This window comes from Rubellimicrobium arenae (genome assembly GCF_017916275.1).
Taxonomy (GTDB): Bacteria; Pseudomonadota; Alphaproteobacteria; order Rhodobacterales; family Rhodobacteraceae; genus Rubellimicrobium; species Rubellimicrobium arenae.
In genome coordinates, this window is record NZ_JAFMST010000007.1 from 287,704 (window position 1) to 308,544 (window position 20,841).

Below are 20,841 nucleotides of genomic sequence, written 5' to 3' on the forward strand. Positions count from 1 at the left end.
AGCGACGCGACCAACAGGAGGACATATCCATGGCTCGTAGCGGCTTTCCTTCGATGACGGCCCTTCTGGGGCTTCTGGCTGTCGCCGGTTACCAGAACCGCGACAAGATCTCCGAGATGCTGAACAACCGTGGCGCCGGCGGTGGCATGGGCGGCGGCATGGGCGGAATGGGCGGTGCCTCGGGCGGCGGGCTTGGCGGCCTGCTGGGCGGGCTGGGCGGCCAGGGCGGCGCCGGGGGCGGCCTGGGCGGGCTGCTGGCCGGGCTGGGCGGTGGCGCGGCCGGGGGCGGGCTGGGCGGCCTGCTGGGCGGCGGCCTGAACGAACTGGACGGCCACATGCGCCAGAACGGGCGCGGCGAGGTCATGGATTCCTGGGTCGGCACCGGTCCCAACCATTCCATGGAGCCGCACGACCTGGAGGCCGCGCTCGGCCCCGACGTGCTCCAGGACCTCGAGGAGCACACCGGCCTGTCGCGGAGCGAGATCCTGTCGCGCCTGTCGCGGGAGCTGCCCCACGCGGTGGACCAGTACACGCCCGACGGACGGATCCCGGACCGCAACATGTTCTGAGGCCCCGGCCCCGGAGCCTGGCCCCAGAGCTTGGCCCCAGAGCCTGGCCCCACGGCGTAGCCATCGGGGGCGTCTCCATGCGGAGGCGCCCCTTGTCGCATCCGGGGTCCGGCCCGGCGGTGCGGGCGGGCCGCGGGACAAGGCCGCCTGCCCGTGCTAGTCCCGCGCGGACCTGTCCGCACGCGATGAACGAGGCCCCGCATGACCATCACCAACGAGGACGACCTCGAGGACCTGAAGGCGATCGGCCGCATCGTGGCCAACACCCTCCAGGCCATGGGCCGGGCGATGGAGCCCGGCATGACGACGCGGGAGCTGGACGGGATCGGCCGCGCGCTGCTGGAGCGCGAGGGCGCGACCCCCGCCCCCGAGTCGACCTACGACTTTCCGGGCGCGACCTGCATCAGCGTCAACGAGGAGATCGCCCATGGCATCCCGGGCGACCGGGTCATCCGGGCCGGCGACCTCGTGAACATCGACGTGTCCGCCTCGTGGAACGGCACCTTCGCCGACACCGGGGCCACGTTCCGCGTGCCGCCGGTGCGGCCCACGCTCGACCGGCTGTGCCGGGACGGCCGCCGCGCCATGCAGGTCGGCATCGCGCAGGTGGGCCATGACAGGCCGCTGGCCGGGATCGGGGCGGCCATCGGCCGCTTTGCGTCCGAGCGCGGCTACACGCTGATCCGCAACCTCGCCAGCCATGGGGTCGGCCGGTCGCTCCACGAACACCCCGAGGAGATCGCGACCTGGCCCACGCGCGGCGACCGGCGGCGGATGCACAGGGGCCTCGTGCTGACGGTCGAGCCGTTCCTCTCCCGGGGCGGGATCTGGGCGACGGACGGCGCGGACGGCTGGACGCTCTACAGCCAGCCCCCCGCCCCCGTCGTGCAGTACGAGCACACCGTCGTCGCGACGGAGCGGGAGGCGATCATCGTCACGCTGCCGGGGTGACGGCGCAGGCGGCCCTACTGGATGCGGGGACCGCTTGGCACGAAGGGGAAGGGGCGTCCCCGGCGGGGAACGCCGGTCGCGCCGGGACCCGGCTTCGGCTCAGTGCGCGGCGGCCCAGGTGTGGCCGGTGCCGGCCTCGACCTCCAGCGGCACGGTGAGCTTCACCGCCGGGTCGGGGGCGTTCACCATCACCTCGCGGGCGCGCTGGATCAGCGCGTCCTCGGCCTCCTTCTCCACCTCGAACAGGAGTTCGTCGTGGACCTGGAGGAGCATCCGGGCGGGGAGGCCGTCGATGGCGGGCTCCATGCGGATCATGGCGCGGCGGATGATGTCGGCCGCCGTCCCCTGGATGGGCGCGTTGATCGCGGCGCGGCGGGCAAAGGCGGCGCCGGGCCCCTTGGCGTTGATCTCGGGCGTGTGGATCTTGCGGCCGAACAGGGTCTTGACGTAGCCGTCGCGCTTGGCCCCCTGGACCACGCTGTCCATGTAGGCCTTGATGCCCGGGAACTTGACGAAGTAGCGGTCGATGAACTGCTGCGCCTGATCCTTGGGGATGCGCAGGTTCCGCGCGAGGCCGAAGCCCGAGATGCCGTAGATGATGCCGAAGTTGATCGCCTTGGCCCGGCGGCGGAGCTCGGAGGTCATCTCGGACAGCGGCACGCCGAACATCTCGGACGCGGTGATGGCGTGGATGTCCTGGCCTTCGCGGAAGGCGGTCTTGAGCTCGGGCAGGTCGGCCATGTGGGCCAGGAGCCGCAGCTCGATCTGGGAGTAATCGAGCGAGACCAGCACCTTGCCCTCCTCGGCCACGAAGGCCTCGCGGATGCGGCGCCCTTCCTCGGTGCGGACGGGGATGTTCTGGAGGTTCGGGTCGGTCGAGGCGAGGCGCCCGGTGTTGGCTCCGGCGATGGAATAGGAGGTGTGGACGCGGCCCGTGTCCGCGTTGATCGCCTGCTGGAGCGCGTCGGTGTAGGTGCTCTTCAGCTTGGAGACCTGCCGCCAGTCGAGGACCAGGCCCGGCAGCGGGTGCATGGTGGACAGATCCTCGAGGACGTTGACGTCGGTGCCGTAGGCGCCGGTCTTGCCCTTGACCCCGCCCGGAAGCTTCAGCTCGTCGAAGAGGAGTTCGCCGAGCTGCTTGGGGCTGCCCAGGTTGAAGGGGCGGCCCGCCATCTCCTGCACCTCGGATTCGAGCTGCGCCATCTTCTGCGCAAAGGCGCCGGACATGCGGGACAGGGTGTCGCGGTCCACCTTGACGCCCGCCATTTCCATATGGGCGAGAACGGGCACGAGCGGCCGTTCCAGCGTCTCGTAGACGGTGGTGACGCGGACCCGGTGCAGGCGCGGCCGCAGCGCGAGCCAGAGGCGGAGCGTGACGTCGGCGTCCTCGGCGGCGTAGGGGGTGGCCTTCTCGATGGCGACGCGGTCGAAGGTGACCTGCGACTTGCCGGTGCCGATCAGCTCCTTGATGGGGATGGGGAGATGGCCGAGGTAGCGCTCGGACAGCTCGTCCATGCCGTGGTTGTGCAACCCGCCATGGAGCGCATAGCTCATCAGCATGGTGTCGTCGAAGGGGCGGACCTCGACCCCGTAGCGGGCGAGGACCTTCCAGTCGTACTTGATGTTCTGGCCGATCTTGAGGATGTCGTCGGCCTCGAGCACCGGCCTCAGCGCGTCCAGCACCTCCTGGAGGGGGAGCTGGTCCGGCGCGAGGTCGTTGCCGCCGAACAGGTCGGCGGTGGCCGAGGCGCGGTGGCCCACCGGGATGTAGCAGGCGACGTTCGGCGCGGTGGCGAGGCTGATCCCGGCAAGCTCGGCCACCATCTCGTTGAGGCTGGTGGTTTCCGTGTCCACGGCGACGTGCCCGGCCTCCCGGATGCGGGCGATCCAGGCATCGAGCTGGTCGCGCGTGCGGACCGTCTCGTAGAGGGCGCGGTCGATGGGCGGGAGGGCAGTCTCCTCGGGAGCGGGAAGCTCGCGCCGCATCTGGCCCGAATCCTCGGGCACGGCGGGGGCGTCCACGCCCATGCGCTGCGCCACCTTCTTGGACAGCGACCGCAGCTCCATCCGGCCGAGGAAGTCGAGGAGCTGCGCCGCGTCGGGATCGCGCACCTCGAGCGAGTCGAGGTCGAAGTCGAGCGGCATGTCGCAATGCAGCGACACGAGGTCCCGCGACAGCCGGATCTGGTCGGCGTAGTCGATCAGCGTCTGGCGGCGCTTGGCCTGCTTGATCCCCTCGGCGCTGGCCAGGAGCGTGTCGAGGTCCCCGTATTCCTGGATGAGCTGGGCGGCGGTCTTGGCCCCGATGCCGGGCGCGCCCGGCACGTTGTCCACCGCATCCCCCATGAGCGCCTGCACGTCGATGACGCGTTCGGGATAGACGCCGAACTTCTCGAAGACGCCCTCGCGGTCGATGCGCTTGTTCTTCATGGGGTCGAGCATCTCGACCCCGCCGCCCACGAGCTGCATCAGGTCCTTGTCCGAGGACACGATCGTCACGCGGCCCCCCGCGTCGCGGGCCTTGCAGGTCAGGGTCGCGATGATGTCGTCGGCCTCGAAGCCCTCGATCTCGTGGCAGGACACGCCGAAGGCGCGCGTCGCCTCGCGCGTCAGGGGGAACTGCGGAACCAGCTCCTCGGGCGGGGGCGGGCGATGGGACTTGTAGTCGCTGTAAAGCTCGTTCCGGAAGGACTTGGACGAAAAGTCGAAGATCACGGCGACATGGGTCGCAGCGTCGGGGCCGGTGTTCCCCTCGATGTAGCGGAAGAGCATGTTGCAGAAGCCCGCGACCGCCCCGATGGGCAGTCCGTCGGACTTCCGCGTGAGCGGCGGCAGGGCGTGGTAGGCCCGGAAGATGAAGGCCGAGCCGTCGATCAGGTGCAGGTGGCACCCCTTGCCGAATGCCATCCGTCAGGCCCCCTTATGCGCCGTGATGCTCGCCCGAGCCGCCGTCGTTGCCCCGGAACGGATCGCTGCTGTCGCCGCCCGGCTGCTTGCCGCGCACGGTGCCTTCGAGGTCGGCGGGCTGGGCGTGGTCGGCCAGGCCCGGGGTCGCCGGATGCTGGTGCTGGGACTGCGAGTCGGCATGGACGAAGCGGGCGTCGCAGTAGCCGCAGTCGATGAAGCCCTGCTCGCGCGGGATCTCGTACCAGACGCGGGGATGGCCCAGCGCGCCTTCGCCGCCGTCGCAGGACACGCGCCAGGAGGTCACGACCTTGACCTCGGGCGGGGGGAGGCCGTCGGGCGCGGGGTGGTCCGTGCGGCGGATCATGAGCTGGGTCATGGGAAGCGGTCCCTTGGGGCTGAGCGGCGGTCGCGCCGTTCTTAGCCGAGCGCGGCGGAGGAGGAAAGCATGGCCCCTATCTAGCCGGGGCGTCGAACACGACCATGAAGGGATGGAGCTCCAGCGTCATCAGCCCCTCGGCCACGGCGGGGTCGGACCCGGCGACCGCGCGGGCCGCATCGTCGTCCTCGGCGTCGAAGACGCAGAAGCCGTAGTCGCCGTTCGCCGCCCGGCCCACGTAGCGGATCACGCCCCGGCCATGCAGGTCCTGGAGATGGGCGAAGTGGCGGCCCATGACCTCCATCTCGGCGGGCTGGATCGTGGCCGCGAAGTCCGGGCGGGGCGGAAGGATGCGGTAGGCGTAGGTGGCCATGGCGCTAGGCCTGCGACAGCATCGGTCCCAGGGGACGGCCGCCCAGGATGTGAACATGGAAGTGCGGCACCTCCTGCCCGCCATGGGTCCGGGTGTTGGCGATGGCGCGGAAGCCCTGGCCCAGCTCCTCCATCCCGCAGACGGCGGCCACGGCGGAAAGGAAGCCCGCCTGCTCGACCGCCGTCGCCTCGGCGGCGAAGTGGTCGAGGCTCATGTAGGGGCCCTTGGGAATCACCAGGAGGTGGACGGGCGCCTGCGGCCGGACGTCATGGAAGGCGAGCGCGTGCTCGTTCTCGAAGACGACCTTGGCCGGGATCTCGCCCCGGAGGATGCGCGCGAAGATGTTGCTGGAATCATAGTCGAAATCCACGGGATACCTCCTGGCCTGCCCCCAGGGGCCCGCCATGGCCCCCGGGTGGCATCCTGACCCAGCGACGCGGTCCGCGCCAGAGGGTCCGGGGCGGCGCGGGACAGGGCGCGGGGCCCTGCGGTCAAGGGCGGCGGGCGGGGCGCATGGGCAGGCCTTCGCGCATTGGCCGGCCACCTGTGGCTTGGACGCCACGGCAGGTACTGCCCCAGAAACGTCCCTTTTCAGCCGGAAACATAAAGAAACAAGGCGCTTCCGGGTGCCGAGGGGGGGGCTGTCGCGGCCCTGCGCCCCCGGGGGGCCCCGAAGGGGCCTGAGCAGGATCAGCTTGATCCCCTAAGCCCGAAGATTCTAAGTCTTTGTTCATGACGAACCTTGATCCCACAGCACCTTCGTTCGAGGGCTCAGGCTCGAAAGGGCCCATGCCGAGCGCGGCCGCCCTGGCGGCGTCGAGCTGGCGGCCGAGGTTCAGGCGCAAGGCGGCGCTGCCGCCGATGCCGGTCAGCAAGCGCGTCTTCGATGTCGTGGTCTCGCTCCTGCTGCTTCTCCTGCTGTGGCCGGTGCTTCTGGCGACGATGCTGCTGCTGCTCATCACCGAAGGCCGGCCGATCTTCTACCTGGGGGAACGCATGTGCTCCCCCGACCGATCCTTCAAGCAGATCAAGTTCCGCACCATGCGGGTGGGCGCGGACGCCGTGGGCGGCGTCACCGGGGGCGACAAGGCGAACTCGATCTCGCCGCTGCATCGGATCCTGCGGCGCACCCGCGCCGACGAGCTGCCGCAGCTCATCAACGTGCTGAAGGGCGAGATGAGCCTCGTGGGGCCGCGCCCGCCGATGCGGTCCTATGTCGAGGCCTTTCCCGAGATCTACAACCAGGTGCTCCAGAGCCGCCCCGGCGTGACGGGGCTGGCCACCCTGCGGTTCCACCAGCACGAGGAGCGGCTCCTTGCCGCCTGCCGCACCCACCGGGAGACCGAGGCCGTCTACCGGCGCCGCTGCATCCCCCGCAAGGCGCGGCTCGACCTGATCTACCAAAGCCAGCGCACGCTGGGCATGGACATCGTCCTGGTCATGCAGACCGCCCGCAAGCCCTTCTGGCGGGTGCACAGCCGCAACCAGTTCCCCCTGCCCCGCATGTCGGCGCGCAAGGCCGTCCGGATCCCGCGCGTGTCCCGCGCCACCCTGGCCGCCGCCCGCAGCTCGACGCCCGCCCCGGCCCCCACCGCCCACCCCGCCGAGTGATCGGCGAGGTCGTCCGGGCCCGCGGTCTCGTGGGACCGTTGCGCGCTCAGCCCTCCTGGGGCGGGGCGCCGTAGCCGTAAGGGTTGGCCGACTGCCAGGCCCAGAGGCTCTGCACCATGTCGTCCACGTCGTATTCGGCGCGCCAGCCCAGATCGCGGTTCGCGCGGGAGCAGTCGGCCCGCATCTCGGCCACGTCGCCGGGACGGCGGGGGTGGATCTCGTGCGGGAGGTCGCGGCCCACGACGCGCTGGAAGGCGCCCAGCATCTCCCTGACCGAAACGCCGTGGCCGGTGCCGATGTTGTAGGCCTCGGCCCCCGTGACGGCCTGGGCGCGGGCCAGCGCGGCGACGTGGGCGCGGGCAAGGTCGGTGACGTGGATGTAGTCGCGCACGCCGGTGCCGTCCGGGGTGGGGTAGTCGTCGCCCCAGATCCGCAGGGCATCGCGCCGCCCCGCCGCCACCTGGGCGAGGAAGGGCATCAGGTTCTCGGGCACGCCGCGGGGATCCTCGCCCATCCGGCCCGAGGCGTGGGCGCCCACGGGGTTGAAGTAGCGCAGGAGGAGCGCCGCCCGCCCTTCGTCCGCGCGGGCCCAGTCGGTCAGGAGCTGCTCGGCCATGGCCTTGGTCTGGCCGTAGACGTTCGTGGGCGCGATCCGGTGGCTTTCGTCGAAGGGCAGGTACTGAGGCTCGCCGTACACGGTGGCCGAGGAGGAGAAGATGATCCTCCGGCAGTCCGCCGCATCCATCGCCCGCAGCAGGGACACGGTGCCCGCGACGTTCACGTCGTAGTAGTCCACCGCCCGGCGCGCGCTTTCGCCGACGGACTTCAGGCCCGCGAAGTGGATCACCGCCTCCGGCCGGAACCGCCGGGCCGCCGCCGTGAGCCGGTCGGTGTCGCGGATGTCGGCCTCCTCGGATTCGAACCAGCCGTTGGTGAGCTCGCGCACGCGGTCGAGCGCCTGGGGCGAGCTGTTGGAGAAGCTGTCCACCACCAGCGCCTCGTGCCCCTGCCCCAGCAGTTCGACCAGGGTGTGGCTGCCGATGTAGCCCGCTCCGCCTGTCACCAATACGCGCATGAAGTCCTCGTTTCCGGTTCGATCTGGACTGGCATAGCGATCCAGCCGGGCGGCCGGTTCCCGACCGCCGCGGCCGGGCCGGGAGGCCGCGCGCCGACGCCCCTGGACGCGAGGCTCATCCCCGGGCGAGCCGCGCGCGGCCCTGGGCCGTGACGCGGAGCCGGGCCTCGACGAACATCCGGCTGCCCTCGACCTCGGCCTCCCGGAGATCGGTGGCGCGGAGCAGCTCCACCTCGCCGGCTCCCGCGGCGCGGGCCCGGGCGGCGGCCTCCTCCTCCAGCGCCGAGGCGAGCGCGGCCAGCGCGGAGTCCGGGTCGCCGAAGCGCTGCGGCCCGGCGGGAAGGTGCGCCACGAAGGCGCCGGGGGCGGGGCTCGTGACCGAGCCTTCGGCCGAGGCGGCCACGCGGCCCACCACGGCGCCCACGGCGTTGGCGACCTCGGCGTGATCGGGGATGGCGACGCGGGTGCCCAGCCGTTCGCCCACCGCCGGGTAATGCGTGCGGGCCGAGGCGCCCAGGGCGACCACGGGCACGCCCAGGGACAGGCGGGTGGTCACGATCCCCTGGTGCCCGTCGAGCCCCGCCTGGGTCAGGACATGGCGGGCGAGCGCGTCGGGCGGCTCGCCCCAGCGGCGGGAGTCCTCGGCGAAGGCGGTCTCGAGCAGGGCGAGCGCGGTCTGGTGCGTGACGCGGGCCAGGACCGCGCGGGCCATGGCCTCGGCGTCGGGGGCGAACCGGTCGCCCGCGCCGGTGCGGCGGCGGGACAGGAGGGTCAAGGCCTTGCGGGCGGCGTCCCCGTCGAAGTCGGCCTGGAGGCCGAGGACATGGGCGGCGTCCGTCGGCGTCGCCGCCGAGACCATCACGAGCCCGCGCCCGACCAGCCGGTTCAGCGCCGCGCCCTCGGGCCGGGCGACGACGGCCCGCGCGAGGGGCAGCGGCCCGGCGGCCAGCCGGGCGGCGACCGCGGATTCGCGGCCGTCGAGCCCCGGGGGCAGCCCGCCGCGCCAGAGCGGCAGCACGAAGCGTCCGGCCTCCTCGGGGGCGCGGTCGGCGGACAGGGCGGTGTCGAGGGCGCGATGCACCAGATCCGGGTGGTCCCGGGCCAGGAGCGACACGGGCATGACGCGGCGCGGCCCCAGGTTCAGCCCGCCGTCGAGCCCGGGCAGGAGATGCACCTCGCTGTCGCCGCCCAGGCCCCAGGTCCGCATGGCCACGGCCTCGACCATGGTGCGCCAGGGGCCGACGCGCGCCCCGTCCGGGTCGATGGAGGGCCGGCCGTCGCGCAGGAGGCAGACATCCGTGGTCGTGCCGCCGATGTCGGACACGAGGGCGATGGGCTCGCGCGCGAGCCAGGCGGCGCCGGCGACCGAGGCGGCAGGCCCGGACAGGATCGTCTCGATGGGCTTCTCGTGGGCGACCTGCGCGGCCATCAGCGCGCCGTCGCCGCGCACGACCATGAGCGGCGCCTGGATGCCGATCGCGCGCAGATGCCCTTCGCAGGCGGCGACGAGCCGGTCGATGAGGCCGATGAGGCGGGCGTTCAGCACCGCCGTCAGCGCCCGTCGCGGGCCGCCAAGGCCCGAGGACAGCTCGTGGGAGCAGGTGACCGGAAGGCCGGTGACGCGCCGCGCGAGGTCCCGGACCGCATTCTCGTGCGCGGGGTTGCGGGTGGCGAAGCGGGCCACGACCGCGAGTCCCGACAGCCCCTCGGGCAGGGCGCGAAGGTCTGCTTCGAGCGCGGCCAGGTCGAGGCGGGCCATCTCGTGGCCGGCATGGTCGTGGCCGCCGGGGCGCCGGATCACCGGGTCGCCGCGCAGCGCCTCGGCCAGGCCGTCGCGGGCGAGGTCGGTTTCCTCGAAGCCCAGGGCGATCAGGGCGACGCGGCCCCCCTGCCCTTCCACGAGGGCGTTGGTGGCCAGCGTGGTGGACAGCGCCACCATGGCGACCTCGGAGGCGGGGAGACCGGCCTGGGCCAGCACGGCGTCGATGGCGGCCCCGACGCCCTGCGACAGGTCGGGCCGGCTGGTCAGGGCCTTGGCCTTGGCGAGCACCCGGGTTTCCCCCTCATCGAGGAGGACCGCGTCGGTGTAGGTGCCGCCGGTGTCGACGCCGAGAAGGACGGGCATGGGAGATCCGGGTGCGGGGGGTCAAAGGAACGGGCGCGGAGGATCGCTCCCCCGCGCCCGCGATCGTCTGGGCCGGCTTACTGGGCCAGGGCCGCGTCGGTCACGGCATGGCTCCAGGCGCCTTCGGGCTCCTTGGTGATGACGGGGTCCGATCCGCCGGCCATCAGGGTCGCCACGGTCCGCTCGTAGGCGGCGGGGTCCAGTTCGCCGGTGGAATCGCCCACGAGCTTGGCGACCTCGGTCATCATGGTCGTCTGATGCTCGATGGTCTGGGCGCCGGTCTCGTCGTTGTCGAGTACGATCTGGGCGGCCTCCTCGGGATGCTCCTCGGCCCATTGCCAGCCCTTCATCGAGGCGCGCACGAAGCGGGCCATCTTGTCCACGAAGGCCGGGTCCTGGAGGTTGCTTTCGAGGACGTAGAGGCCGTCCTCCAGGGTGGCGACGCCCTGATCCTCGTACTTGAAGTTCACGAGCTCCTCGGGCGTGACGCCGGCCTCAAGGATCTGGTGGTATTCGTTGTAGGTCATCGTCGAGATGCAATCGGCCTGGCGCTGGAGCAGCGGGTCGACGTTGAAGCCCTGCTTGAGCACCTCGACCCCGTCGGCGGCCTTGCCCTCGGTCTTGAGGCCGAGCTGCGACATCCAGGACAGGAAGGGGTATTCGTTGCCCGAGAACCAGACGCCCAGCGTGTGGTTCGCGAAGTCGGCCGGCGCCGTGATCCCCGAATCGGCCCAGCAGGTGAGCTGCATGCCCGACGCCTTGAAGGGCTGGGCGATGTTGACGAGGGGCACGCCCTGTTCCCGCGCCGCGAGCGCGCTGGGCATCCAGTCCACGACCACGTCCGCCCCGCCGCCCGCGATCACCTGCGTGGGCGCGATGTCCGGGCCGCCCGGAAGGATGGTGACGTCGAGGTTCTCTTCCTCGTAGAAGCCCTGGTCGAGCGCGGCGTAGTAGCCGGCGAACTGGGCCTGGGTGACCCACTTGAGCTGGAGCGTGACCGCGTCCTGGGCGAAGGCCGGGACGGCCAGCGTGCCCAGGGCCGAGGCCAGAAGCAGGTTCTTCATTGGTAGTCTCCTTGTTGGATCGTTTGTTATGTTCGTTGCGACGGGTGCCAGAAGGTCGCCCAGCGTTCGAGGAAGGTGATGAGGCCGTAGACCGCGCTGCCCGCCAGCGCCCCCACCAGGATGGCCGACCACACCATGTCGAGCTGCAGCGCCCCGTTCGAGGTCGAGATGCGGAAGCCGATCCCCTGCGTGGGCGAGCCGAAGAACTCGGCCACGATGGCGCCGATCATCGCCAGGGTGGCCGCGATCTTGAGGCCGTTGAAGATGAAGGGCAGCGCCGCCGGAAGCCGTAGCTTGAGGAGCGTGGGCCAGTAGCCCGCCCCATAGGTCCGCATCAGGTCGCGCTGCATGGCGGTGGTGTCCTGGAGCCCCGCGACCGTGTTCACCAGCATGGGAAAGAACACCATCAGGACCACGACGGCGGCCTTGGACTGCCAGCCGAAGCCGAACCACATGACCATGATGGGTGCCACGCCGACGATGGGCAGCGCGGCCATGAAGCTGCCCACCGGCAGCAGCCCGCGCCGCAGCACGTCGAAGCGGTCGACCAGCACCGCCACGACCAGAGCGGCGGCGACCCCGATGGCAAGGCCCGAGAACGCCCCCTTGAGGATCGTCTGCACGAAGTCCCCCCACAGGAGCGGCAGGTTCGCCACGAAGGTCTGCCCGATGCGCGACGGCGGGGGCAGGATCGCGGGCGGCACGTTCAGGCCGCGCACGATCAGCTCCCAGCAGAGGAGGACGGTCGCGCCGAAGATCAGCGGCACGGCGGTGCGGACGGCGCGGCTGCGGGCGCGCGCGCCCCGGGTCAGCCAAGTGTTGAGCGCCCAGCCCCCGACCCAGACCAGGGCGGCCAGGAGAACGAGCGTCATGCCGGCACCCCCATGGCGCGCAGGGTGCGCCGTTCGAGCCAGCCCATGAACCAGACAAGGAACGCCGCCAGCACCGCCGCCATGAGGAGCGCGGCCCAGATCTGCGTCGTCTGGCCGTAATAGCTGCCTGCAAGCATCCGGGCGCCCAGGCCGCCGCGCTGGACCGGCAGCTCGCCCACGATGGTGCCCACCAGCGAGGCCGCGATGGCGACCTTGAGCGAGGCGAAGAGATAGGGGACCGAGGCGGGCAGCCGCAGCTTCCAGAGGCGTTCGGAGGTGGACGCGCTCCAGGTGTGCATGAGGTCGAGCTGCATCTGGTCGGGCGTCCTCAGCCCCTTGACCATGCCGACCACCACCGGGAAGAACGACAGGTAGGCCGAGATCACGGCCTTGGGCAGCAGCCCCTGCACCCCCACCGAGTTCATGACCACGATGATCATGGGGGCGAGCGCGACGATCGGGATGGTCTGGCTGATGATGGCCCAGGGCATCACGCTCATGTCCATGGCGCGGTTGTGGACGATCCCGACGGCGAGGAGCACCCCGGCGGCGGCTCCGATCAGGAAGCCCACCATCGTCGCGCCCAGCGTGACCCCGGCGTGGTAGACCAGGCCGCGGTTCGAGAACTCGCCCTTCTGGACGATGCCGCGGCGGGAGAAGACCTCCTCGCCGATGGTGCTCTGGTAGAGCTCCTGGGCGACCTGGTGGGGGGCGGGCAGGCGCGGACGCTCCTGCGACCAGCCGTTCAGGGCGATGGGCGCGTTGTTGACGGCCAGCGCCCAGGCCGAGCGCCCCTGCCGTTCGGTGGCCGGGCCCCCCCAGACGGAGGCGCCGGCACGCTCGGCCTCGGTCACGACCTCGCGGATGTTCATGGGAATGGCCGCGACGTACCAGAAGGCCAGGATCGCGAGGACCACGCCCAGGACGGGAAGGACCGTGCGGCGCATCAGACCTCCACATGCCCCGCGCGGAGCCCTCCGCGGACGCGGTGCGCGACGGCGAGGAACTCGGGGCTTTCGCGGATGTCGAGCGGACGCTCGCGCGGGAGGGGGCTGTCGATGATGTCGGTGATCCGGCCCGGGCGGGGGGACATGACGACGATCTTGGTGGACAGGTACACCGCCTCGGGGATCGAGTGCGTCACGAAGAGCGTGGTCTTCTGGGTGCGGGCCCAGAGGTTCAGCAGCTCCTCGTTCAGGCGGTCGCGCACGATCTCGTCCAGCGCCCCGAAGGGTTCGTCCATGAGGAGGATGTCCGCGTCGAAGGCCAGGGCCCGGGCGATGGAGGCCCGCTGCTGCATCCCGCCCGACAGCTGCCAGGGGTATTTCCGGCCAAAGCCCGCGAGGTCGACGAGCTTGAGCACCCGGTCCACGCGGGCGTCCTGCTCGGCGCGCGGAAAGCCCATGATCTCGAGCGGAAGGCGGATGTTCCCGGCGATGGTGCGCCAGGGATAAAGGCCCGCCGCCTGGAAGACGTAGCCGTAGGCGCGGGCGCGGCGGGCGGCGTCGGGGCTCATGCCGTTGACGGTGAGCGTGCCGGAGGTGGGCGTCTCGAGGGCGGCGACGCAGCGCAGGAAGGTGGTCTTGCCGCAGCCCGAGGGGCCGATGAACGACACGAACTCGCCCTTCGGGATGCTGAGGCTCACGTCCTTGAGCGCCTGCACCGGCCCGTCGGCGGTCTGGAAGACGAGGTTGACGCCCTGCGCGTCGATGACCGGGGCGGCGGTTTGTGAGAAGCTGGCGGCGTTCGCCATCACGGTGGATCCATCGGGAGACATAACCATGGCCTCATGCCAGAAGATCGCGCCGGGCGCGACGGCCTACGCGGGAAAACAGGGGTTCAGTTACTTCGAAGGCATCGCCCGGGAGACGACCGGGTCGCAGGCCATCTGCATGCACCTGCTGACCATACCGCCGGGCGGCCGCGCCAGGGCGCACAAGCACGCGACCCACGAGACGGCGATCTACGTGCTGTCCGGCACCACGATGATGGCCTGGGGCGAGCGGCTGGAGCACCGGATGGAGATCGGCGCGGGCGAGATGCTCTATATCCCCGCCGACATGCCGCACCTGCCCTGGAACCCCGGCCCCGCCCCCGCGACGGCGGTGATCGCCCGCACCGACCCGCACGAGCAGGAGAGCGTGGTGCTGCTGCCGGAACTGGAAGAGCTGGTGGCCTGAGCGGCGCAAGGCTGCGGGGACGACCGGGCGAGTCATGCCGCGTTCCCTGGGCGCGAATGCCGCGCCGACTCGCGCGCCAGCGCGTCGGCGGCCGCATGGACCGAAACCGCCACCGAGACCGGAACGATGGCGAGCCCGGCCAGGATCGTGGCCCCGTCCAGGCCGGGCGGGACGACGGCCAGGATCGCCCCCAGCAGGATCAGGCTGGCCACCAGGGCCGCGCAGGCGCCCGCCACCCGGACGGCCACGCGTTCCCCGAGCCAGGCGCGCGCCACGCGACGCGCCAGATGCCAGGCGACGGCCGAGGGCCCGTATGCCAGCACCATGTTGACAGCGATCACGGGCAGCGATCCGAGCAGCCCCAGGAGCATCAGGCCGGCTGACGTGCCAAGCCCGGCTACGAGCCCCTCATGCACGGCCCGGTCCAGGCCGGCCGCCACGGCGACCAAGGCCACCCAGGCGCCCGCGCTCAGGGGCGGGGCCAGCCAGACGAACTCGTCGAAGACGGGATCGCGCCGGGACGTCCGCCGGGCGGGCACCATGGCGGTCACACGCCGCTGGCCGGAATGCCCGCCCGCGTCACGGGGCGGGGGGCGGTCAGCTCCTTCCAGGTCGAAAGCGCGCGGTTGACCGGGGTGTTGGCCTCGCGGGCGACGAACTCGCCGTGGCCCTCGCGCGGGCGAAGCTCGCCGTCGTGGACGGCGACGTAGCCGCGGCTGAGCGTGAAGCGCGGCAGGCCCTTCACCTCGTGGCCTTCGAAGACGTTGTAGTCGATGGCGGACTGCTGCGACGCGGCGGTGATCGTCTTGGTCTTCTCGGGGTCCCAGACGATCAGGTCGGCGTCGGCACCCACGCGGACCGCGCCCTTGCGGGGGTAGCAGCCCAGGATCTTGGCGATGTTGGTGGAGGTCACGGCCACGAATTCGTTGGGCGTCAGCCGCCCGGTGTTCACGCCATGGGTCCAGAGCATCGGGAGCCGATCCTCGAGCCCGCCCGTCCCGTTCGGGATCCTGGTGAAGTCGTCCAGGCCCGTCCGCTTCTGCGCGGTCGTGAAGGCGCAATGGTCGGTGGCCACGACCGACAGCGACCCGGATTGCAGCCCGGCCCAGAGCGAGTCCTGGTGCCTCTTGTCGCGGAAGGGCGGCGACATGACCCGGCGGGCGGCGTGATCCCAGTCGGGGTGCCGGTATTCGCTGTCGTCGAGCGTCAGATGCTGGATCAGCGGCTCGCCCCAGACGCGCTTGCCCTGGGCGCGGGCGCGGCGGATGGCCTCGTGCGATTCCTCGCAGGAGGTGTGGACGACATACAGCGGCACGCCCGCCATGTCGGCGATCATGATGGCGCGGTTGGTGGCCTCGCCCTCGACCTGCGGGGGACGGGAATAGGCGTGGGCCTCGGGGCCGCGGTTGCCCTCCTCCAGCAGCTTGCGCTGAAGCTCGGCCACGACGTCGCCGTTCTCGGCATGGACGAGCGCGGTGCCGCCCAGCTCCCCCAGGCGGCGGAACGACGCGAACATCTCGTCGTCGTTGACCATCAGGGCGCCCTTGTAGGCCATGAAGTGCTTGAAGGTGGTGATCCCCTTGCCGATCACCTTGGGCATGTCGTCCCAGACCTGCTCCCCCCACCATGTCACGGACATGTGGAAGGAATAGTCGCAATGGGCCCGCGTGGACTTGTTGTGCCACATCTGCAGCCCGTCCAGCAGGGACTGGCCGGGGTTCGGCAGCACGAAGTCCACCACCATGGTCGTCCCGCCCGCCAGCGCCGCGCGGGTGCCCGAGTCGAAGTCGTCCGAGGAGTAGGTGCCCATGAAGGGCATCTCGAGGTGGGTGTGGGGGTCGATGCCGCCCGGCATGACGAAGCAGCCGGTGGCATCGAGCACCTCGTCGCCCTGGAGTCTCGGGCCGATGTCGATGATGCGGCCGCCCTCGATCAGGACATCGGCCGGGTAGGTCAGGTCATGCGTGACGACCGTTCCGCCCTTGATGACTGTGCTGGCCATGATGTCCCTGTCTCCCTGTTGGTCGTTGTTGGGTGGCCCGGCCGGTCAGGTCGGGTCCAGCGGCGCGATCGGCGCGGGCGGCGTGATGGAGCCCGGCACGAGCGGCGGCGCGGTGTCGGGGCCGGGTCCGTCGGTGCCCACGCCACCGACGGCGGCGGCGTCGACCGGCACGACCGGGACCGGGCTGCCGTCGCAGACCGGGTTTCCGGCGGCGTCGCGCAGCGGATAGCCCGAGGGCGGGTCGGTGACCTCGACCGACAGGAGGTAGCAGCCGTCCCCGTTCCGCACGACGACCGACTGCGGCACGCCGGGCGGCAGGGCGGCCACGACCTGCGGCGGCAGCGGCGGGGGCGCCTCGGGCTCGGCCGAGGGGCGCTGGAAGAGCCCGGCGAGGCCGTCGGGCCGCGTCCCGTCGGGTCCGGGGGCGGCGCAGGCGGCCAGCAGGGGCAGCAGAAGGAAGGACAGTCGTTTCATCTTGGCTCCGGTCGCAAGGTCGAGGCGGAGCGTAGCGCGGCCCCGTGCCGGGCGGGAGGCGTCCGGCGAGGTTTTTTCCAGCCTCACGCCACGACCTCGGCGGCCTCGATCACGGCATGAAGGAGGACGTCGGTGCCCTTGGCGGCCCAGTCGGGCGTGATCTCCTCGGCCTCGTTGTGCGACAGGCCATCCTTGCAGGGGCACATGATCATGACGGTCGGGGCGACCCGGTTGATCCAGCAGGCGTCGTGGCCCGCCCCCGACACGATGTCCCGGCGCGAGTAGCCCAGTGCATCAGCCGCGCGCCGCACGCTGTCGGCGAGGCCGGGATCGAAGGTCACCGGATCGAAATGGCCCGTGGCCTCGATATCGATGCCGAGGCCCAGCTCCTGCGCGATCTTCGGCGCCTCGGCCTCGATGATGGCGCGCATGGAGTCGAGCTTGGCCTGCTCGGGCGAGCGGATGTCGATGGTGAAGACGGCCCGGCCCGGGATCACGTTCCGGGAGTTGGGCCAAACATTGGCCTGCCCCACCGCGCCCACGGCGTCGGGCTGGTGGTCCATGGCGACGCGGTGGACCATCTCGATGATCCGGGCCATGCCGAGGCCGGCGTTGACCCGCATGTTCATGGGGGTGGAGCCGGTATGCGCCTCGCGCCCCGTCAGGCGCACCTCGAGCCACCAGAGGCCCTGGCCGTGGGTGACGACGCCGATCTCCTTGTTCTCGGCCTCGAGGATCGGGCCCTGCTCGATGTGGAGCTCGAACATGGCGTGGATCCTGCGCGCCCCCACCGGCTCGTCGCCGACGAAGCCGATGCGCTTCAGCTCGTCGCCGAACGCCTTGCCGTCCGCATCGACGCGGCCGTAGGCGTAGTCCTGCGTGTGGATGCCGGCGAAGACGCCCGAGGCCAGCATGGCGGGGGCGTAGCGGGTCCCCTCCTCGTTGGTCCAGTTGGTCAGCACGATGGGGCGGCGGGTCCGGATCCCGGCGTCGTTCAGCGTCCGCAGCACCTCGAGGCCGCCCAGCACGCCCAGGACCCCGTCGTACTTGCCGCCTGTGGGCTGGGTGTCGAGGTGCGAGCCCATGTAGACCGGATCGAGGGACGGGTCCGCGCCTTCGCGGCGGGCGAACATGTTGCCCATGGTGTCGAGGCCCATCGTGCAGCCCGCGGCCTCGCACCAGGACTGGAACAGGCGGCGGCCCTGGGCGTCGGCATCGGTCAGCGTCTGGCGGTTGTTGCCCCCGGCGACGCCCGGTCCGCACTGGGCCATCTCCATGAGGCTGTCCCACAGCCGTTCGCCCGAGATCCTGAGGTTGGCCCCGGTTGCGGGCATGGCGGAACTCCGTTCAGTTGGGGGCCACGGGAGACCGGTCGGAACGCCCCCGCGGCAGGCCTTGATTTGACCAAGCGGTCAAAGCCACGCTAGCAAAGGGCCAAGACCAGTCAAGGATTTCGCGCGGCATTCAGGCACCTGCCGAAGAATCGGGCAACCGGCCGGCAGAATGCCAGGAGACGCGCCAGAATGGGGACGAGCCGGGGATGAGCGTGGACCAGACCCAGGACGGCCAGCGCCCCGCCGCGGGCCGCACCCGCATCCAGGAACGGAATCGGGCGGCGATCCTGGAGGCGGGGCTGGCCGTGTTCTCGGAAACCGGGTTCTCGGGCGCCACCCTGGACCGCATCGCCCGCGAGGCGCGCCTGTCCAAGCCGAACCTGCTTTATTACTTCCCGTCCAAGGAGGCGGTCCACACGGCCCTCCTCGAGAACCTGCTCGATGCCTGGCTGGCCCCGCTCCGCGCGCTCGATCCCGCGGGCGAGCCGCAGCAGGAGGTGCTGGCCTATGTGCGCCGGAAGCTCGAGCTGGCCCGCGACTACCCCCGGGAAAGCCGGCTGTTCGCCAACGAGGTGCTGCGGGGCGCGCCGCACCTGTCCGGCGTGCTGGGCGGCGAGCTGGCCGCGCTGGTCGAGGAAAAGGCCGCGGTGCTGGAAGGCTGGATGGAGCAGGGCCGGATCGCCCGGATGCCGGCCAAGCACCTGGTCTTCTCGATCTGGGCGCTGACCCAGCATTACGCCGACTTCGAGACGCAGGTCCGCGCCGTGCTGGGCGAGGGCCACGACCCCTTCGCCGAAGCGGGGGAGTTCCTGGACACGCTGTTCCGGCGCCTTCTGGTCGCCCCCTGAGGCCAGAAACCCGCCCTCTTGTCGCCGCATTGCAGAAGACCGCCGCGCGCTATATGACGGGCGGACGGACGGCGGGCCCCCATTATGGCGATGAGCGACAGCGAAAAACCGAACGGGGGCACAGCACTGCCCGCCGTGCCCCAGGGTGAAGGACAGACGGCGGGAGAGGCCCTTTCGGCCGCCCAGACCCCGTCCGACCTTCCCACGCCGGGCCAGCACGGGACCGGGAGCCTGGTCGCCCTGACCATGGGCGCCATCGGCGTGGTCTATGGCGACATCGGCACCTCGCCGCTCTATGCGATGCGGGAGTCGCTCCATGCGGCCTCGTATGACGGGCTCTCGCCGGCGGACGTGATCGGGGTGATCTCGCTGCTGATCTGGACGATCATCCTGATCGTGACCTTCAAGTACGTCGTCCTGATCCTGCGCGCCGACAACCGGGGCGAAGGCGGCACCCTGAGCCTCGTGGCGCTCGTGCAGCAGGCGCTGGAAAAGCGGCCGGTCTGGCTCCTGGGGCTGGGGATGGTGGGCATCTCGCTGTTCTTCGGGGACGCGATGATCACGCCGGCCATGTCGGTGCTGTCCGCCGTCGAAGGGATGAGCCTCGTGACCCCCGCCTTCACGCCCTATGTGGTGCCGATCACGCTGGCCATCATCGCCGGCCTTTTCGTGGTGCAGCGCTGGGGGACGGGGGCGGTCTCGGCCTTCTTCGGGCCGGTCATGGCGGCCTGGTTCCTGACCATGGGCGTCCTGGGCATCATGCATCTCAGCGACGACCTGACGATCCTGCGGGCGCTCAATCCGGCCTACGCCGCGGGCTTCGTGGTGGCGAACGGGCTCGCGTCGCTCGTGGCGCTGGGGTCGGTCTTCCTCGCGGTCACGGGGGCCGAGGCGCTTTACGCGGACCTGGGCCATTTCGGCCGCCGCCCGATCCGCCTGGCCTGGGTCTTCTTCGTCTGGCCCGCCCTGACGCTCAGCTACCTGGGCCAGGGCGCGCTGGTGCTGTCGCACCCCGAGGCGGCCGAGAACCCCTTCTTCCTGATGGCGCCGCCCTGGGCGCTCCTGCCCATCGTGATCCTGGCGACGATGGCCACGGTGATCGCCTCGCAGGCGGTGATCTCGGGCGCGTTCTCCATGGTCAAGCAGGCGGTCCGGATGGGGCTGCTGCCGCGGCTCGAGATCCTGCACACCTCGGAGTCGCAGGAAGGGCAGATCTACCTGCCCAAGGTCAACGCGATCCTGGCCACCGGGGTCATCATCCTGGTGCTGGTCTTCGCTTCGTCCTCGAACCTCGCGGCGGCCTACGGCATCGCGGTCACGGGCGACATGGTGATCACCACGATCCTGGCCTCGTTCGTGTTCCTGCGGGCCTGGAAGTGGCACCCCGCGCTGGTCGCGGCGATCCTTGTGCCCATCTTCGCCATCGAGATCATCTTCCTGGGCGCGAACATCCTGAAGATCCCGGACGGCGGCTGGGTCCCGATCCTGATGTCGAGCGTCATGATCCTGCTGATGTACACCTGGGTGCGCGGCACGCGGCACGTCCAGGCGCAGGCCCGGCGCGGGGCCACGACCATCGAGGCGCTGATCGAGATGCTGGCCAAGTCGAGCCGCCTCAAGGAGGTGCCGGGGACGGCGGTGTTCCTGACCTCGGACCCCGACATCGCGCCGGCCGCGCTGATGCACAACATCAAGCACAACCACGTCCTGCACGAGCGCAACATCATCGTCTGCGTGAGCGTGGCGACCCGGCCCTTCATGCCCGACGGGGACCGGATCAAGATCGCCAAGCTGTCGGACCGCTTCACCCGGATCGACATGTGCTTCGGCTACATGGAAGAAACCAACGTCCCCAAGGCGCTGGCCCTGGCCCGCAAGCAGGGCGAGAAGTTCGACATCATGTCCACCTCGTTCTTCCTGAACCGCCGGACCTTCCGCACCTCCAAGACGCAGGGCCTGCCCACCTGGCAGGAGTCGCTCTTCATCACGATGACCAAGTCGGCGGCCAACGCGACCGACTTCTACCGCATCCCGACCAACCGGGTGATCGAGCTCGGGCAGCAGATCATCATCTGAAGGA

The 20,841-nt window shown here is 70.9% G+C and carries 20 protein-coding genes; 6 read left to right on the forward strand and 14 right to left on the reverse strand.

Annotated features, from left to right (window positions below; all coding sequences use genetic code 11):
* The first annotated feature begins 29 nt into the window (after positions 1-29).
* Both J3P31_RS13230 and map read left to right on the forward strand, forming a co-directional pair.
* On the forward strand, positions 30-569 hold the full coding sequence (locus J3P31_RS13230; RefSeq protein WP_210528941.1) for a YidB family protein: 540 nt from the start codon (positions 30-32) through the stop codon (positions 567-569).
* A gap of 201 nt (positions 570-770) precedes the next feature.
* Positions 771-1,520: a type I methionyl aminopeptidase gene (gene map / locus J3P31_RS13235; protein ID WP_210528942.1), complete on the forward strand. Its 750-nt coding sequence runs from the start codon at positions 771-773 to the stop codon at positions 1,518-1,520.
* 99 nt (positions 1,521-1,619) lie between these two features.
* Here map and polA read toward each other — a convergent pair whose 3' ends face one another.
* The 4 genes from polA to J3P31_RS13255 form a co-directional block, all read right to left on the reverse strand.
* Positions 1,620-4,427, reverse strand: coding sequence for a DNA polymerase I (polA, locus tag J3P31_RS13240; protein WP_210528943.1), 2,808 nt, complete (start codon positions 4,425-4,427; stop codon positions 1,620-1,622).
* Between the two features lie 13 nt (positions 4,428-4,440).
* Positions 4,441-4,803, reverse strand: coding sequence for a zinc-finger domain-containing protein (locus J3P31_RS21870; protein WP_368373078.1), 363 nt, complete (start codon positions 4,801-4,803; stop codon positions 4,441-4,443).
* Positions 4,804-4,879: 76 nt separating this feature from the next.
* The gene (locus J3P31_RS13250) at positions 4,880-5,176 is read right to left on the reverse strand and encodes a YciI family protein (protein WP_210528944.1); all 297 of its coding nucleotides are present in this window, start codon (positions 5,174-5,176) and stop codon (positions 4,880-4,882) included.
* Positions 5,177-5,180: 4 nt separating this feature from the next.
* Positions 5,181-5,546, reverse strand: coding sequence for an HIT domain-containing protein (locus J3P31_RS13255; RefSeq protein ID WP_210528945.1), 366 nt, complete (start codon positions 5,544-5,546; stop codon positions 5,181-5,183).
* A 419-nt stretch (positions 5,547-5,965) separates the two neighbouring features.
* Here J3P31_RS13255 and J3P31_RS13260 point away from each other — a divergent pair, with 419 nt between their 5' ends.
* Positions 5,966-6,787: a sugar transferase gene (locus tag J3P31_RS13260; RefSeq protein WP_368373079.1), complete on the forward strand. Its 822-nt coding sequence runs from the start codon at positions 5,966-5,968 to the stop codon at positions 6,785-6,787.
* Positions 6,788-6,833: 46 nt separating this feature from the next.
* Here J3P31_RS13260 and galE read toward each other — a convergent pair whose 3' ends face one another.
* The 6 genes from galE to J3P31_RS13290 all read right to left on the reverse strand — a co-directional run bounded on the left by galE (position 6,834) and on the right by J3P31_RS13290 (position 13,676).
* Positions 6,834-7,862 carry a UDP-glucose 4-epimerase GalE gene (gene galE, locus J3P31_RS13265; protein WP_210528946.1) on the reverse strand — a complete coding sequence of 343 codons (1,029 nt, stop codon included), beginning with the start codon at positions 7,860-7,862 and terminating at the stop codon, positions 6,834-6,836.
* Positions 7,863-7,977: 115 nt separating this feature from the next.
* Positions 7,978-9,987, reverse strand: a complete 2,010-nt coding sequence (locus J3P31_RS13270) for a hydantoinase/oxoprolinase N-terminal domain-containing protein (protein WP_210528947.1) — start codon at positions 9,985-9,987, stop codon at positions 7,978-7,980.
* 77 nt (positions 9,988-10,064) lie between these two features.
* On the reverse strand, positions 10,065-11,051 hold the full coding sequence (locus J3P31_RS13275; RefSeq protein WP_210528948.1) for an ABC transporter substrate-binding protein: 987 nt from the start codon (positions 11,049-11,051) through the stop codon (positions 10,065-10,067).
* 26 nt (positions 11,052-11,077) lie between these two features.
* On the reverse strand, positions 11,078-11,923 hold the full coding sequence (locus J3P31_RS13280) for an ABC transporter permease (protein WP_210528949.1): 846 nt from the start codon (positions 11,921-11,923) through the stop codon (positions 11,078-11,080).
* The gene (locus J3P31_RS13285; RefSeq protein WP_210528950.1) at positions 11,920-12,870 is read right to left on the reverse strand and encodes an ABC transporter permease; all 951 of its coding nucleotides are present in this window, start codon (positions 12,868-12,870) and stop codon (positions 11,920-11,922) included. The genes J3P31_RS13280 and J3P31_RS13285 overlap by 4 nt, the downstream gene beginning before the upstream one ends.
* The gene (locus tag J3P31_RS13290; RefSeq protein WP_210528951.1) at positions 12,870-13,676 is read right to left on the reverse strand and encodes an ABC transporter ATP-binding protein; all 807 of its coding nucleotides are present in this window, start codon (positions 13,674-13,676) and stop codon (positions 12,870-12,872) included. Before J3P31_RS13290 ends, J3P31_RS13285 begins: the two co-directional genes overlap by 1 nt.
* 28 nt (positions 13,677-13,704) lie before the next feature.
* Here J3P31_RS13290 and J3P31_RS13295 point away from each other — a divergent pair, with 28 nt between their 5' ends.
* On the forward strand, positions 13,705-14,103 hold the full coding sequence (locus J3P31_RS13295) for a cupin domain-containing protein (RefSeq protein WP_210528952.1): 399 nt from the start codon (positions 13,705-13,707) through the stop codon (positions 14,101-14,103).
* Positions 14,104-14,135: 32 nt separating this feature from the next.
* On the opposite strand, the gene J3P31_RS13300 is transcribed toward J3P31_RS13295, so the two are convergent.
* The 4 genes from J3P31_RS13300 to J3P31_RS13315 all read right to left on the reverse strand — a co-directional run bounded on the left by J3P31_RS13300 (position 14,136) and on the right by J3P31_RS13315 (position 17,913).
* Positions 14,136-14,654, reverse strand: a complete 519-nt coding sequence (locus J3P31_RS13300) for a hypothetical protein (protein WP_210528953.1) — start codon at positions 14,652-14,654, stop codon at positions 14,136-14,138.
* On the reverse strand, positions 14,651-16,105 hold the full coding sequence (hydA, locus tag J3P31_RS13305) for a dihydropyrimidinase (RefSeq protein WP_210528954.1): 1,455 nt from the start codon (positions 16,103-16,105) through the stop codon (positions 14,651-14,653). The genes J3P31_RS13300 and hydA overlap by 4 nt, the downstream gene beginning before the upstream one ends.
* A 45-nt stretch (positions 16,106-16,150) precedes the next feature.
* On the reverse strand, positions 16,151-16,579 hold the full coding sequence (locus tag J3P31_RS13310) for a hypothetical protein (protein WP_210528955.1): 429 nt from the start codon (positions 16,577-16,579) through the stop codon (positions 16,151-16,153).
* 83 nt (positions 16,580-16,662) lie between these two features.
* The gene (locus J3P31_RS13315; RefSeq protein ID WP_210528956.1) at positions 16,663-17,913 is read right to left on the reverse strand and encodes a Zn-dependent hydrolase; all 1,251 of its coding nucleotides are present in this window, start codon (positions 17,911-17,913) and stop codon (positions 16,663-16,665) included.
* 206 nt (positions 17,914-18,119) lie between these two features.
* Here J3P31_RS13315 and J3P31_RS13320 point away from each other — a divergent pair, with 206 nt between their 5' ends.
* Together J3P31_RS13320 and J3P31_RS13325 are read left to right on the forward strand one after the other, a co-directional pair.
* On the forward strand, positions 18,120-18,761 hold the full coding sequence (locus tag J3P31_RS13320; protein WP_210528957.1) for a TetR family transcriptional regulator C-terminal domain-containing protein: 642 nt from the start codon (positions 18,120-18,122) through the stop codon (positions 18,759-18,761).
* Positions 18,762-18,896: 135 nt separating this feature from the next.
* Positions 18,897-20,837 (forward strand): potassium transporter Kup, encoded by a 1,941-nt coding sequence (locus J3P31_RS13325; RefSeq protein ID WP_368373080.1) that lies wholly within the window; start codon positions 18,897-18,899, stop codon positions 20,835-20,837.
* The last annotated feature ends 4 nt before the right edge of the window (positions 20,838-20,841 follow it).

Coding starts and splice junctions, on each gene's coding strand:
- J3P31_RS13230 (WP_210528941.1), top strand. CDS start 30: ATGGCTCGTAGCGGCTTTCCTTCGATGACGGCCCTTCTGGGGCTTCTG.
- map (WP_210528942.1), top strand. CDS start 771: ATGACCATCACCAACGAGGACGACCTCGAGGACCTGAAGGCGATCGGC.
- polA (WP_210528943.1), bottom strand. CDS start 4,427: ATGGCATTCGGCAAGGGGTGCCACCTGCACCTGATCGACGGCTCGGCC.
- J3P31_RS21870 (WP_368373078.1), bottom strand. CDS start 4,803: ATGACCCAGCTCATGATCCGCCGCACGGACCACCCCGCGCCCGACGGC.
- J3P31_RS13250 (WP_210528944.1), bottom strand. CDS start 5,176: ATGGCCACCTACGCCTACCGCATCCTTCCGCCCCGCCCGGACTTCGCG.
- J3P31_RS13260 (WP_368373079.1), top strand. CDS start 5,966: ATGCCGAGCGCGGCCGCCCTGGCGGCGTCGAGCTGGCGGCCGAGGTTC.
- galE (WP_210528946.1), bottom strand. CDS start 7,862: ATGCGCGTATTGGTGACAGGCGGAGCGGGCTACATCGGCAGCCACACC.
- J3P31_RS13270 (WP_210528947.1), bottom strand. CDS start 9,987: ATGCCCGTCCTTCTCGGCGTCGACACCGGCGGCACCTACACCGACGCG.
- J3P31_RS13275 (WP_210528948.1), bottom strand. CDS start 11,051: ATGAAGAACCTGCTTCTGGCCTCGGCCCTGGGCACGCTGGCCGTCCCG.
- J3P31_RS13280 (WP_210528949.1), bottom strand. CDS start 11,923: ATGACGCTCGTTCTCCTGGCCGCCCTGGTCTGGGTCGGGGGCTGGGCG.
- J3P31_RS13285 (WP_210528950.1), bottom strand. CDS start 12,870: ATGCGCCGCACGGTCCTTCCCGTCCTGGGCGTGGTCCTCGCGATCCTG.
- J3P31_RS13290 (WP_210528951.1), bottom strand. CDS start 13,676: ATGGCGAACGCCGCCAGCTTCTCACAAACCGCCGCCCCGGTCATCGAC.
- J3P31_RS13295 (WP_210528952.1), top strand. CDS start 13,705: ATGGCCTCATGCCAGAAGATCGCGCCGGGCGCGACGGCCTACGCGGGA.
- hydA (WP_210528954.1), bottom strand. CDS start 16,105: ATGGCCAGCACAGTCATCAAGGGCGGAACGGTCGTCACGCATGACCTG.
- J3P31_RS13310 (WP_210528955.1), bottom strand. CDS start 16,579: ATGAAACGACTGTCCTTCCTTCTGCTGCCCCTGCTGGCCGCCTGCGCC.
- J3P31_RS13315 (WP_210528956.1), bottom strand. CDS start 17,913: ATGCCCGCAACCGGGGCCAACCTCAGGATCTCGGGCGAACGGCTGTGG.
- J3P31_RS13320 (WP_210528957.1), top strand. CDS start 18,120: ATGAGCGTGGACCAGACCCAGGACGGCCAGCGCCCCGCCGCGGGCCGC.